This is a genomic window from Streptomyces cadmiisoli (genome assembly GCF_003261055.1).
In the GTDB taxonomy this organism is placed as follows: domain Bacteria; phylum Actinomycetota; class Actinomycetes; order Streptomycetales; family Streptomycetaceae; genus Streptomyces; species Streptomyces cadmiisoli.
In genome coordinates this window covers 395,150-407,742 of sequence record NZ_CP030073.1, presented here as the reverse complement: position 1 = coordinate 407,742, position 12,593 = coordinate 395,150, and the positions used below count along the sequence as shown (strand labels likewise).

Here is a 12,593-nt window from a genome sequence, read left to right as displayed (position 1 = left end):
CTAGGGAGTTGTCGGATGACCATCAGCGCCGACATGGCTCGCACGGTGCCGGTAAACGCGGTGCAGGAGAGGGCCGTGGTGCACCACCTTGCGTTCAAGGTGACCACCGACGAGTTCGACGCCATGATCGCCTGGTACCAGGACGTCCTCGACATGGAGGTCAACTTCCGGGGGTACCAGCGCGAGTCCGAGGTGTGTTTCCTTTCCAACGACGAAGCCAACCACCGGCTCGTGTTCGTGACGAACCCAGCCTTCACCCGTGATGCCGAGTACGGGGGGCGCGCGAGGCTCGACCACTCCGCATTCGAGTTCCCCACCGTCGACGGCCTCCTGACGAAGTACGCCTACCTGCGCGATCACGGCATCCACCCGTACCTGAGCATCGACCACGGCCTGACCATCTCCCTCTACTACCGGGACCCCGTCGGGCACGGCGTCGAGATCCAGACCGACGCACTTGGCGACTGGCAGCTCTCCCGGGAGTGGATACGGTCCGCCGATGAATTCGCGACAAATCCCGCGGGAATCCTCTTCGACCCCGATCGCGTCATCGACGCACGCAACCGGGGCGCCGGCCTCGAGGAGCTGCACCGGCGCATCTACGTCCAGGGCGAATTCGCTCCGCGACCCGATCAGCGTCAGCGGATGCACGTCCACGTCGACGGTCCCTACGTCTGGGACCACAGCTCGTGGGGGCCGGACCACCCGACCTTCGGACCCCACTGAGCCGCGGCTGATCCGTCCGCCGGAGAAGGAGCCGGCGGCGACTGCCGCTCCCGTGGATCTCCAAGACCTGCGCCGACCGTGTTGTGATGCTCGCGCCTGCCTGCCCGTCAAATGGCATGCCGTGATGTCGGGAGCAGCGGGGCCCCGGCCGACACATGTCGACGCACGACCTGACGGGGCGACGCGATCGGTGTGGGCTCGTCGCCGGCCTACTGGGGGCGGACGGCGCGCAGCGGCGGAGCAGACGCGAGCGATCGCCTCTGAGGCCCATCGAGACAGCCTGCGTGCGCGCCGACACGTGCGGCCACTCCCGCAGGAGTCCGGCAGGACCTGTCGGGCATCGCTCACGACCGTGCGGTCCTCGTCCGTCCCGCCCACCATGCCGCGACGGCGCTGAGAAGAATTTCTTGCACATCGTGCCGACGGCTGAGCAGCGTGCCCAGCCACGTCCTGGTGCGCTGAGGAGAGAGGTTACATGTGAGCCATCCCCTGCCTGGTCGGCGCCTTCCCAAGGTCTTGCCGCACCAGATGACCCCCGAACAGCGAAAACTCCACGAGAAGTTCTCCACCGGGAGGAGGGCTGATCCGTCGAGTCCTTTCCGTCTCATCGACGGCGAAGGCTGTCTCCTTGGGCCGCCTGAAGCCTGGGTGCACAGTCCTGCGATCGGACTCGCGCTCGAAGCCCTGGGAGACGTGCTCGAACAGCATGCCCAGGTCTCGCGTCGAAGCCGCGAGATCCTCATCCTGCTGGTGGCACATCGTCGGAACAGTGCATTCGAACTGTATGCGCACAAGCTCGCGGGTCGCCGTGCCGGCCTGAGCGAGGCCGACCTGAGTGCGATGGAGGCGGGCCGCGCTCCCGCCTTCCAAGACGATGACGAGGCGGCAGTCTTCGAGCTCGTCACAAGCCTGTTGGCACACGGCACCGTGCCGGACGGCGACTACCGGAAGGCAGTCGACTCGCTGGGGCTCCAGGTCGTCATGGACGTCGTGAGTCTCGTGACGTACTTCGACCTGGTGGCCACGCATCTCAAGGTGTTCGGAATCCAGCCGCCGGCTGTCTCTGACTGACAGTCGTTTACTTCAGGTCATTGACTGCTGGTCAGCATCACACTACGGTGCGCTGTGTCAGTAGAACGGCGGGCGCTCAATGAGCGGGGCGGAGAAGGCCGTGCTCTGTGCAGCGGGTCTGCCTCCCACCCGCACCCGCTCCGACCATGAAAGGGGTGGTGACAGATGATCAAGGTTCTCGTCGCCGGCAAGCGCAAACCAGGCTTGAGCCGTCACCAAATGCAGCACCACGCGCTCTCCGTGCACGCTGACCTCGTGAAGTCTGCGCCCGGCTTCTGGCAGCACTGCCATCGCTACGTGCAGAACCATGTCATCGGCGGATTCGGCTTGGCCGACGGCCAGTTGGTGACCACCGACGCGACAGATTTCGACGTCGTCGCGGAATTCTGGTTCGACAGTACGGACAGCGCCATGAAGGCATGGACAAGCGACGACTACCTCAACCTTCTCAGGCCGGACGAACTGAAGATCGCCGATTCTGACGCTCCCTTCCTGATGCTCTACGGCACCGAGCACGTCATCGGCGGGTCCGATCCAGCGATGCGCGGGAGCTTCAGCTGACCGCGCCGGCGCCCCGGGCCGAGAGGCCGGGGAATGGGTCACCGCGGATCAACGACCACCTGGTGATCCTGGCGCGCTTCAAGATGAAATCGGGATGCAAGGAGGAGTTCCTCCGACTCCTTCAGCCGGTTCTTGAGGGAGTCACGAACGATCCGGCGTGCGCCTGTGTCGTCGTTCACGACAATCCGGAGGACGCGCAGGAAATCATCCTCTACGAGATCTGGAAGGGCACCGTCGAGGAGTTTCTTCGGGTCGAACTGGCAAAGCCCTATCGAGTTGAGTACATGGCGCGTATGCCGGAGCTCATCGTCGAGAAGACGGTCGAGTGGCTTGCGCCGCTGTCGGAGTGGGCGAGCGATCTCACCTCAAGTGAAGACATATCCATCAGCGGTCGCGGAGCCGGGCCGCCGGCAGAAGGAGAGCGCAGAGGGCAATGAACTTCGTCGACACAGGAACCGCCGCCCGATTCGAAGGCCGCGTCGCCGTGGTGACGGGTGGAGGCTCCGGCATCGGAGAGGCAACCGTTCGCAGGCTCGCCGCAGAGGGCGCACACGTCGTCATCGTCGACTCGAACGCGCCTGCCGGTAACCGGGTTGCTGACGCGGTCAATGATGGCAAGGTGCCCGGGACTGCCGAGGCTGTCGAGCTCGACATCACCGACTGGCCCGCCGTCCAGGCGGCAGCGAGTGATATTTCGACACGCCATGACCGCTTGGATGTCCTGGTCAATTGCGCTGGCATCGGTGCCTTCGGGACCGTTGCCGAGGTCGCGTTCGACGACTGGAAGAGAACGCTCGATGTGACTCTGAACGGTGTATTCCACTGTTCCAGAGCGTTCGTGCCGGAGATGGTGAGGCGCGGCGGCGGTGCGATCGTCAACATCGGTTCGACGGCCGGACTTCGGGGCGACTACGGCCTTCCTGCGTACAATGCCGCCAAGGGCGCAGTCGTGAATCTCTCGCGCAGCATGGCGATCGATCACATCAGGGACGGCATTCGGGTCAACTGCGTGTGCCCGGGCATCGTGGAGACACCTCAGTCGGAGAAACTCCGGCGCATCGACGGCTATTGGGATGCCATCATCGAGCAGTACCCCACACGTCGCGCCCTTGAGCCGGGTGAGGTGGCGGCCGTCGTGCTGTTCCTCGCGTCGGACGATGCCTCGGGCATGGTTGGCGCAACCGTGCTCGTTGACGGCGGCCTCTCCTCTTGGACGGGACAGCCCGAGCGGCCGCCGGCGCCGGCTGCGCTGACCGGCAGTTGAGGAGTTCTGCGGTCGTAAGACTCTGGTCGATCACCCGTCCGCGGCTGCCAAGGTCCCATCCAGGGTGAGGCGGGCGTGGATGCTGCGGGGTGGCAGGGTTTCGAGGTCCTGACCGGCCGGATGGTGGGCCGGTTCGCGCGGGTCGAACCCCGGCGGCCTCCGATCACCACGGAGACCCACATGTCGAAGTCCAGTTGCACTCCGCCGTTCGACCGTGAGGCCAGGTGGCGCGTGGCCGTGATACGCCACGTCGGTCTACAGAGACGCCGCGATGTCCTGCCGGCTCTTCGGGATCAGTCGGCAGGCATCGCCGGCGTCTGGGTGCTGGGGCGTTTGCCCGCTGTTGCTTCGCGGTGTGAGCGGTCGTGCTCCTTCTTCCAGGCCGGGAGCTCGCTCTGGCCGCGTGCGCGGCGATGCGGGATCACGAGCCCGGCGCCACAGTCACCACCGTCGGCGATCGGCGTGGCTGGGCCGACGGTGGCCCTCGCGCCGGACAGTTCCCCTACGCCGCCGTCGTTGCGGTAGAGCACAGCGGTCGGCCGGCGGCGACGTCCAGCCGTGCAACGGCGTCGATGCTGCGACGCCGTGATCACATCAGCCGCGCATTGTTCATTTCACCGCAGCCCGGGACGCTCATCCCGCGTCCCGGCCACCAGCCGGGCCGCGCCGCCACCAACGCGTTGTGCGGCTGGTCTCGAACCGCCCACTCATTGTGAAGTGACCGCCCTCGCCATGGGGTGCGCCCCGCGCTGAGGGAAAGTCCCAGTGGTGCCCTTCACTGACCTCGGCGGGCGTTGAGCCGGGCGGCCTGGCGCGTCAGGTGGTCGCGCTCGGCGAGGTTGGGTGCCTTGTGGGCCGCTTCGGCGTACAGCCGTGCCGCTGTCGCCAGGTCACCGTCGCGCTCGTGGAGGTACGCCGCCACCGCAGCGTGGCGGGGCAGCGAGGCGTCCAGGACCGCGAGCGCCGCCAGGCCGGCCCGTGCTCCGTCGGCCTCCCCGACGGCGACCGCGCGGTTGAGTCGGACGACGGGGCTGTCGGTCAGGCGCGCGAGCTCGTCGTACCACTCGACGATCTGCACCCAGTCGGTCTCCTCGGCGGCGGACGCGTCAGCGTGGAGTGCCGCGACGGCGGCCTGGGCCTGGTACTCGCCCAGCCGGTCGCGGGCGAGGGCCGCCTGGAGGATCCCGACGCCCTCCGCGATCAATGCGGTGTCCCACCGGCCGCGGTCCTGCTCGGCGAGCGGCACCAGGCTGCCGTCGGACGAGGTCCGGGCGGTACGCCGGGCGTGGTGGAGCAGCATGAGGGCGAGCAGCCCGGCGACCTCCGGGTGGTCGATACGGGCCGCGAGCTGCCGGGTGAGCCGGATGGCCTCGGCGGCCAGGTCGACGTCCCCGGAGTAGCCCTCGTTGAAGACGAGGTAGAGAACGCGCAGCACGGTGGCGACGTCGCCGGGCCGGTCGAAGCGCACACCGGACACGGTGCGCTTGGCCCGGCTGATGCGCTGCGCCATGGTCGCCTCGGGCACCAGGTAGGCCTCGGCGATCTGGCGCGTGGTCAGCCCGCCGACGGCGCGCAGCGTGAGCGCGACCGCCGATGCCGGGGTCAGCGACGGGTGCGCGCACAGGAAGTAGAGCTGGAGCGTGTCGTCCATCGCGGGCGTCGGCCCGGGCGCCGGCTCCTCCTCGACGCGGTCCTCACGCCGACGGCGGGCGGCGTCGGCGCGCGTCGCGTCGAGGAACTTGCGCCAGGCCACGGTGATCAGCCAACCCTTGGCATCCCGCGGCGGGTCGGCCGCCCACACCCGGACGGCCTCGACCAGAGCGTCCTGCACGGCGTCCTCGGCCGCCGCGAAGTCTGCTCCGCGGCGGACGAGGACAGTGAGCACGCTCGGGGTGAGGCTCCTGAGCAGGACCTCGTCCATCGGTGACATCACTCCGTGATGGTGGGCGGCGCGGCCAGGAACGGGCGCACCTCCAGCCACTCGTGGATCGGCTTGCCGCCCGCCCCAGGGGCGGCCGACAGCTCCCCGGCCAGTTCGACGGCGCGCTCGTAGCTGTCGACGTCGATGATCATCCAGCCGGCGATGAGGTCCTTGGTCTCTGCGAACGGACCGTCCGTGACCGGCGGGCGCCCCGCACCGTCGTAGCGGACCCATGCTCCCTCGGCGGCGAGCGCCTGGCCGCCGACGAACTCGCCCGTCTTCTCCAGCCGGGCTGCGAAGTCGTTCATGTACTGCACATGCGCCGAGATCTCCTCCGGGCTCCACTGGTCCATCGGCACGTCGTTGACCGAAGCGGGGGCGCCGCGGTAGTGCTTGAGCAGCAGGTACTTGGCCATCGTGGCTCTCCTAGTTACTCGTGCGACCCATTGTCGGCACGTTCACCCCTGGGACGGAGCCGGACGCGTGTTCTCGACATCGGTGTCCGAACCTTTTTTGGCTTTCGCGTTGCTGGGCCCGGGTGAGTCGCCTTGCGGTGCCCGGGCCCACGGCGTGGCGCGAGGGCGAGAGCTTCGAAGATCGGCAGTGACCGAACAACCGAACCGGGCGGCGGGGTGCCAGTCGACTGTCTTCGCCGTCGCGACCGGGCCAGGCACCGTGGCAGGCGCCATGGCCTCTCACACCGCTGCCCACTGCGCGGCCACGCCCGGGTCTGCGTCCGCCGCCCAGGCTGGCGCTCAGCACCAGGAGCCGCGGGCCCTTCCTGTTCGACGTCGTTCTCGCCGGGCTCAGGTGCCGAACGGTGAGGGTCGCCCACGTTTGTCGGCGCCGACCTGGGTCGGCATCGTCTCTCCGCCTTCTGCGGGGAGAAAGGGGCAAATGCTGCCGGGTGGCGAAGCGAGTGCCCTCCGGCGTGCGTGCGCTAAGTAGCGACATGTGGCGATTCGGGTGACATTGTTCATGTCTCCCGGAGCCGGGCACGCTGCTGCTTGCGCGGCCCGGTCCTCCAGTGAAAGGCAACACCATGGCGGGTAACGACCTCGGCTCCCTCATCGGCGGACTCCTCGGCGGCGGTCAGAGCGGTAGTGGCGGCGGGAACGGCGGAAAGATTCTCGGGGCGCTGCTCGGTGCGCTGATGGGCGCGGGCGGTCAGGCCGGTGGCGGTCAGGCGGCCGGCAGCCAGGCAGCGGTCGGCAACAACCCGCTCGGCGGGCTCCTCGACATGCTGACGAAGTCCGGCCTGGCTGATCAGGCGCAGTCCTGGCTGGGCACCGGCGACAACAAGCCCGTCAGCGGGGCGCAGATCGCGGAGGCGCTGCCGAACGCCACCCTCGAACACGTCGCTCAGCAGACGGGTGTCAGCTCCCAGCAGGCCGCCGACGAGATCGCCCAGTCACTTCCCGCGGCCGTCGACAAGCTGTCCCCGACCGGCTCTCTGCCCAGCGGCTCGCTGGAGGACATCATCCGGCAGCAGAAGCTCTAGGCGGCAGGCCCGGTACTGCCCAGAGGCCCGACAGTAGCCAGTCATCCCGCGGCCTGTCGGCCGCACCCCGGGGCCGGGAAAATGGGGCGGGGTGCCCGTCCGGAGGACGTCGTTGCTGCTTGGTGCGAGTGAGCCCGATAGCCAGTCGGACGCGGGGGCCGTGTGCAGGAATCCAATGTTGTTGCCATGAGCACGCAAGAGAGCGTCTTTGAATCCTGTGGCCTCGGAAGGGCGGGTACCCGTCGCGGTTCGACTGGGAGGGGCAGGGTTCGTGGACGTGGTGGAAGAGCGATGCGCGGGCATCGACTTGAGCAAGACGGACGCCAAGGTGTGCATCCGGCTGCCGGGTTCGGGGAAGCGGGCCCGTCGTGAGGTGCGGACGTTTTCCACGATGAGCGACGGCCTGCTGGAACTGCGGGACTGGCTGGTGGACAACCAGATCACCCGGGTGGGCATGGAGGCGACCGCGTCCTATTGGAAGCCCCTGTTCTACCTGCTGGAGGCCACCGAGGGGGTCGAGCCGTGGCTGCTGAACGCCCAGCACATCAAGACCGTGCCGGGCCGCAAGACCGACGTGAAGGACTGCGAGTGGATCTGCCGCCTGGTCGAGTACGGCCTGGTCCGGCCCAGCTTCGTACCGCCGCGTGACATCCGGCAGCTACGGGACCTGACCCGGTACCGCACCGAGACCACCCGCGACCGGGTCCGCGACGTCAACCGGCTCGCGATGTTCCTGGAAGACGCCGGGATCAAGCTCAGCTCGGTGGTCAGCGACATCACCGGCCGCTCCGCGCGCGCCATGCTCGACGCCCTGGTCGCGGGCGAGCGTGATCCCCAGGTCCTGGCGGAGCTGGCGTTGGGCAGCCTGCAGGGCAAAGTGCCCCTGCTGACCCGGGCACTGACCGGAGCCTTCAGCGAGCACCACGCGTTCATGGTCGCCTCGATGCTCCGCGCGATCGACGAGGCCGACGCACGGATCGCCCGCCTGAGTGAGGAAATCAACCGGCAGCTGCTGCCCCTGCGTGCGCAGACCGAGCTGCTGATCACGATCCCCGGGATCAGCCTGACTCTGGCCCAGATCCTGATCGCCGAGGTCGGCGTGGACATGGGCCGCTTCGCCACCGCCGGGCACCTCGCGTCCTGGGCCGGGATGTGCCCGGGTAACAAGGAGTCGGCCGGCAAGCGACTGTCCGGGCGCACCCGTCACGGCGACACCTGGCTCAAGACCGCCCTGTTCCTGGCCGGCGCCACCGCCGCCCGAAGCAAGGGCACCTACCTCGGGGCCCAGTACCGAAGACTCGTTCCCCACCGCGGCAGCAAGCGCGCCACCGTCGCGGTCGGCCACTCCATCCTGGTCGCCGCCTGGCACATCCTGCGCGACATGGTCCCCTACCAAGACCTCGGTCCTGATCACTTCACCAACCGGCTCGGCAAGGAACGCCACACCCGCCGCCTCATCGCCCAACTCGCCGCCCTCGGCCTCGATGTCACCGTCACCCCACGCGAAGAGGCCGGTTGAGCTGCACCGATACACGCAAGCTCAGGTCATTTTCAAGAGAGCAGTGGCGTCGGCCTGGAACACCGAACCACCTCTTGTGTCCCGGCTCTTCTCTGCCGGTCGTGGTCGACGGGCCGGGCGGGTACGTTCGGTCCCCGAGCCACCCGATACATCGTGTCATCTGGTGAGCCGGTGGTGGCAGGGGAGGGGCGCGGGAGCGTTCCTCCCAGGGTGCCGGGATAGGGTGCATCCGTGGAACGGATCTTGGTGGTGGGTGTCACCGGTGCGGGCAAAACCACGCTCGCTCAAGCCCTGAGCAGTCGTCTGGGCGTGCCCTACCACGAGATGGACGCGCTGTACTTCAACGGCCCCAACTGGGCCATCAACAACAATTTGACCGAAGACGTATCCAGTCTGACGGCCGAGCCCCGCTGGATCATCGATTCCCTCGGCTATCCGGAAGTCCGTGACCTGCTGTGGGATAGGGCCGACACCGTGATCTGGCTGGACTATCCCAAACGCGTGATCATCCCCCGCGTTCTGCGTCGGTCCTTCAGGCGCACCGTCACACGCGAAGCCCTCTTCGGCGGCAACCGCGAAACCTGGACGGGCTGGCTGAGCCGGGAACACCCGGTCTGGTGGGCCTGGTCGCAGCACGGGACGCGCCGCCGCGAAGTCGGTCACCGTGTCCGCGATCCCCGCTTCGCCCCTCTCGACACGATCCACTTCGGTCATCCCGATGACACGGAGGCCTGGCTTGCATCGCTTTGATCTGGCTGCGTACGTGAGCCTGCTCGTCAGGTTCAGGAGATGACCCACGCGTCCCTGCCCAGCTTGTCATAGCTGTCTTCCATCGTGTCGGAGGAGAGGAAGACCGGCCGGGTGAGCAGCCGATCTCCGGCCCGCTGCAGGCACAGCGCCAATCCGAGACTCACCGACCCGATCTCCCCGCCGGGTAGGTAGAAGAGCTCGGGATCGGGTTCTCGGCGTTCGGCGCGTACTTCCACCCAGCGCTCCAACTCGGAGGGAACCCGGCCGACCAACGCGGTGTCGCCCGCGAAGACTTGCGGCCCGCCAAGGGCGTCAACCCGAACAGCACGCAACTGATCACCCGCCGCGTAGTGCAGCGTCAGCCCCACTTCGGAGTAGCTGTCGTGACCTGCTCCGTCATGTGCGCTGCGCACACCCCAGTTCACCTGGATACCGCCCAGCTCCGCAGATACCTCACTACGACTCATCCCAAATCGCAGGGGCCCTACGCTCACGAACGGATCCAACACCCACTGGCGGCGCTCGTTGTCCGGTAGAACGTCCCAGGTATTCACAAGATCACCCTAAGGGCATCGATCGCGCGTTTGGTTCGATCTCTTCAGTTGACGTCCCGGCCTCCGCATGTCGAGATCACGCGGACGGTCCCTGGGCGGCCACGATATCGACGTGCGTACCATCTGTAAGTCAACGATTACTCGCTGCATATTAGGTTGCGCCCGAGAAAGTCCCATACGTGTGCCTCTTATGGAATATGTGTGCTTATTCAGGGTGTGAAGTCGGGATGGGTGGGGGACTCTGGTCGTGTCCAAGTGGCCTGCCGCGAGTCGGCACGGGCGGACCACCCTCGTCTGTCCGTCGTCGCGCGTGCCACTACTGGCCAGGGAAAGCGAGGCGCCCCATGCAGATGCGAGCAGCGCGGATGCACGGGTACAACGAACCTCTTCGGCTGGAGGAGGTACCCGTTCCCGAACCCGCCCCGGACCAAGTTCTGGTGAAGGTTGCCGCGGTAGGCATGTGCCGCAGTGACTTCCAGCTCATCGAGGGCTACTTCAAGGGTCCGTTTCCTGTGGACTTCCCCTACATACCCGGCCATGAGGTGGCCGGTCGTGTGGTGGGGAAGGGCAGCGCGGTGCCGGAGTCGCCGGGCTATTCCGAGGGTGACATGGTCGTGGTCCTCACGAGTTGGGGCGACGGTACGTGCCGTCAGTGCCGTGAGGGCAACGAGCAGATCTGCAGTGGCACGGGCCGGTGGGTCGGGTTCGGGCCGCCCGGAGGTTACGCCGAGTACATAGGGGTGCAGTACGCCCATGCCATTCCGGTCTCGGAGGAGGCCGCCCGGCATCCCGAGTTCCTGGCCCCGATGACGGACGCGGGGCTCACTCCGTACCGTGCGATGAAGAAGCTGCGTGACACGGGCAAGGTGGTGCCCGGACGTGTCATCGGCGTGACAGGTATCGGCGGTCTGGGCAGCTACGGGGTCCAGTACGCGAAGCTGCTGGGCGGCGGTGCGACGGTGGTGGCCCTGACCCGCTCGGACAACAAGCTGGAAGTGGCGAAGGAGAACGGGGCGGACCACGGGGTCAACGTCAGGGGCAAGTCGACCGAGGCCATCCAGGACACGCTGGAGTCGCTGACCGGCAGCAGGACGCTTGATGCCGTGCTGGACTGCGTGGGCAGCAAGGACGCCATCGCGATGGCCTTCGACGTGCTCGGCTCTGAAGGGATCGTGGCGTCCGTCGGTCTGATGGACCACCACGTCGAGCTTCCGCAGTTCCCGTTCGTGGGGACGGAGCGGTCCTACTTCGGCTCGTTCTGGGGCAACTACGAGGACCTCGCGGAGGTACTCGCCCTGGCGGATGCCGGCCTCGTCAAGCACAACGTCACCAAGATCAAGCTGGAGGACGTCAACGAGAACCTGGAGGCTCTCGGCCGCGGCGACGTCGTCGGCCGCCTGGTCGTTGACTTCGAATGACTTCAAAGCGACGGCGTCTCCACCCGGTTCGCGCCTCGCTGGACGGCTGTCCGCAGGGTCTGGTCCTCAGGGATCAACCGGCCAGGCCCTGTGGGGGTGTCTACGGCTTCGCGAAGGGGAGAGCGGCGTGCTGCGGGTGCGGTCAAATCGTTCCGTGACTGTGCCGACGATCCTGTCCAGGGTCTCGTGTTCGGCGGCGCCTGGGCGCCGTTGAGGATGTACATCATCGGGACCGGCAGCAGGTGGGCGTCAACTCCGACGATGTAGCGGAAGAGCGGTTGGCGATGGGCAGGCCGCGGCGGGCCTTGGCGCTGGCCGGGGGACGCCGAGCACGGGGTGCCTCGCCTCTCGATGATCTCCCGCGCGATGACCTGGCGAGCGGCTGTCATGGTGCACCTCCTCAGACTGTGCTCCTGTGTCGGCGAGGTAGTAAGTTCCATTCGGGAACAAAATGAGTGCCGAAAAGGAACCTACTATGGCCGGGGATCCACAACACCGAAGAGACCTGCGGCATCGCCCAAGCGGCTCTGGTCCTGGGGGACTGGTGGAACGTGCCTGCGCTGCGCGAGATCGCCCGCGGGCACATCCGCCTCGAGGCGCTCGCCGCGGAGATCGGCCTGGCCCGCAAGGTCCTCAGCAAGCGGCCGGGTCGACTCGCCGCCCAAGCAGTCCTCGGCCGCAGCCTCAACCAGCGGCGTCCGGCGCGCTACAAGTATGCGCTCACCGAGGTCGGCACTGCGCTCCTGCCTCTGCTGGTCGCCAGGCTGGACTGGGGCGACCGGTAGGTCTTCGGCGACAGCAGCGTCACCGCGACCGCGCAAGCGGACGGCGCGGAGCGCGCCCCGGTGCACGCCCTGGTCCCCTCCTGCGTGACCGACGGCCTGGAACTGCCCTCCACGCAGAGCACCGACCTGCACCCCACGCGGTGAACCGACCTCCCCGTCGTCGCCGCGGATGCCCCCGACACCGCGCTGTTCGCCTGTCCCGGAACCGGAATCGACTGTGGACAGGTCCCCGGAGCCGCGCGCGGCACGCCGGAGAACCGACTCTCTCCCGGCGCGCGGCCCGAATTCCCCCGCCGTGCTGGTGCGGAAATGCGCGGGGTGAGCAGCGAACTGGACTGCGAACGAACCGAGTTCGCCTGCACGGAGGAGATTCCGGACCCCTCCACACCGACGCCGCCCACCAGATGGCCGTGGCGCCGCGGCTGCCGACTCTCCACGGCGCGGGCCGATTGCGGCACAAGCGCTTCACGCTGATCGTCGATGCCGACCGGACCGAACGGCACGCGTTGTTGTTCTCGGTCGT

Annotated in this window: 13 protein-coding genes and 1 pseudogene; 10 read left to right on the top strand and 4 right to left on the bottom strand. The window is 67.6% G+C overall.

Annotated elements, in window-relative coordinates; translation table 11 throughout:
* Positions 1-15: 15 nt before the first annotated feature.
* From DN051_RS01720 to DN051_RS01695, 5 genes are all read left to right on the top strand, one after another.
* Positions 16-726, top strand: coding sequence for a VOC family protein (locus DN051_RS01720; protein ID WP_112437709.1), 711 nt, complete (start codon positions 16-18; stop codon positions 724-726).
* 477 nt (positions 727-1,203) lie between these two features.
* Positions 1,204-1,797 carry a carboxymuconolactone decarboxylase family protein gene (locus tag DN051_RS44815; RefSeq protein WP_162624781.1) on the top strand — a complete coding sequence of 198 codons (594 nt, stop codon included), beginning with the start codon at positions 1,204-1,206 and terminating at the stop codon, positions 1,795-1,797.
* Between the two features lie 165 nt (positions 1,798-1,962).
* The gene (locus DN051_RS01705) at positions 1,963-2,358 is read left to right on the top strand and encodes an EthD domain-containing protein (RefSeq protein ID WP_079001599.1); all 396 of its coding nucleotides are present in this window, start codon (positions 1,963-1,965) and stop codon (positions 2,356-2,358) included.
* Between the two features lie 62 nt (positions 2,359-2,420).
* On the top strand, positions 2,421-2,795 hold the full coding sequence (locus DN051_RS01700) for a putative quinol monooxygenase (RefSeq protein WP_112437706.1): 375 nt from the start codon (positions 2,421-2,423) through the stop codon (positions 2,793-2,795).
* Positions 2,792-3,622: an SDR family NAD(P)-dependent oxidoreductase gene (locus tag DN051_RS01695; protein ID WP_112437705.1), complete on the top strand. Its 831-nt coding sequence runs from the start codon at positions 2,792-2,794 to the stop codon at positions 3,620-3,622. The genes DN051_RS01700 and DN051_RS01695 overlap by 4 nt, the downstream gene beginning before the upstream one ends.
* Positions 3,623-3,960: 338 nt before the next feature.
* On the opposite strand, the pseudogene DN051_RS46305 reads toward DN051_RS01695, so the two are convergent.
* The 3 genes and pseudogenes from DN051_RS46305 to DN051_RS01680 form a co-directional block, all read right to left on the bottom strand.
* Positions 3,961-4,196 (bottom strand): annotated as a pseudogene (locus tag DN051_RS46305) (IS5/IS1182 family transposase); the annotation flags it as partial.
* 201 nt (positions 4,197-4,397) lie between these two features.
* Positions 4,398-5,543, bottom strand: coding sequence for an RNA polymerase sigma factor (locus DN051_RS01685; RefSeq protein ID WP_112437703.1), 1,146 nt, complete (start codon positions 5,541-5,543; stop codon positions 4,398-4,400).
* A gap of 8 nt (positions 5,544-5,551) precedes the next feature.
* Positions 5,552-5,959, bottom strand: coding sequence for a YciI family protein (locus DN051_RS01680; RefSeq protein WP_112437702.1), 408 nt, complete (start codon positions 5,957-5,959; stop codon positions 5,552-5,554).
* Between the two features lie 626 nt (positions 5,960-6,585).
* Between DN051_RS01680 and DN051_RS01675 the strand changes: the two genes are divergently transcribed.
* From DN051_RS01675 to DN051_RS01665, 3 genes are all read left to right on the top strand, one after another.
* Complete coding sequence (locus DN051_RS01675) at positions 6,586-7,044, top strand: YidB family protein (protein ID WP_112437701.1); 459 nt, start codon at positions 6,586-6,588, stop codon at positions 7,042-7,044.
* Between the two features lie 271 nt (positions 7,045-7,315).
* Positions 7,316-8,563: an IS110 family RNA-guided transposase gene (locus DN051_RS01670; RefSeq protein ID WP_053758776.1), complete on the top strand. Its 1,248-nt coding sequence runs from the start codon at positions 7,316-7,318 to the stop codon at positions 8,561-8,563.
* Between the two features lie 231 nt (positions 8,564-8,794).
* Entirely contained in the window at positions 8,795-9,313 is a 519-nt protein-coding gene (locus tag DN051_RS01665; protein ID WP_112437700.1) for an AAA family ATPase, read from the top strand.
* Positions 9,314-9,345: 32 nt separating this feature from the next.
* Here the strand turns inward: DN051_RS01665 and DN051_RS44810 are convergent, their stop codons facing one another.
* On the bottom strand, positions 9,346-9,867 hold the full coding sequence (locus DN051_RS44810; RefSeq protein WP_162624780.1) for a hypothetical protein: 522 nt from the start codon (positions 9,865-9,867) through the stop codon (positions 9,346-9,348).
* 344 nt (positions 9,868-10,211) lie between these two features.
* On the opposite strand from DN051_RS44810, the gene DN051_RS01655 reads away from it, so the two are divergent.
* Together DN051_RS01655 and DN051_RS46300 are read left to right on the top strand one after the other, a co-directional pair.
* On the top strand, positions 10,212-11,285 hold the full coding sequence (locus DN051_RS01655) for an NAD(P)-dependent alcohol dehydrogenase (protein ID WP_112437698.1): 1,074 nt from the start codon (positions 10,212-10,214) through the stop codon (positions 11,283-11,285).
* A 455-nt stretch (positions 11,286-11,740) separates the two neighbouring features.
* Positions 11,741-12,070 carry a winged helix-turn-helix transcriptional regulator gene (locus tag DN051_RS46300; RefSeq protein WP_246040843.1) on the top strand — a complete coding sequence of 110 codons (330 nt, stop codon included), beginning with the start codon at positions 11,741-11,743 and terminating at the stop codon, positions 12,068-12,070.
* The last annotated feature ends 523 nt before the right edge of the window (positions 12,071-12,593 follow it).

Excerpts from the sequence above, each read along its gene's own strand:
- DN051_RS01685 (WP_112437703.1), bottom strand. The coding sequence starts at position 5,543 with ATGGACGAGGTCCTGCTCAGGAGCCTCACCCCGAGCGTGCTCACTGTC.
- DN051_RS01720 (WP_112437709.1), top strand. The coding sequence starts at position 16 with ATGACCATCAGCGCCGACATGGCTCGCACGGTGCCGGTAAACGCGGTG.
- DN051_RS01695 (WP_112437705.1), top strand. The coding sequence starts at position 2,792 with ATGAACTTCGTCGACACAGGAACCGCCGCCCGATTCGAAGGCCGCGTC.
- DN051_RS01680 (WP_112437702.1), bottom strand. The coding sequence starts at position 5,959 with ATGGCCAAGTACCTGCTGCTCAAGCACTACCGCGGCGCCCCCGCTTCG.
- DN051_RS01705 (WP_079001599.1), top strand. The coding sequence starts at position 1,963 with ATGATCAAGGTTCTCGTCGCCGGCAAGCGCAAACCAGGCTTGAGCCGT.
- DN051_RS01675 (WP_112437701.1), top strand. The coding sequence starts at position 6,586 with ATGGCGGGTAACGACCTCGGCTCCCTCATCGGCGGACTCCTCGGCGGC.
- DN051_RS01655 (WP_112437698.1), top strand. The coding sequence starts at position 10,212 with ATGCAGATGCGAGCAGCGCGGATGCACGGGTACAACGAACCTCTTCGG.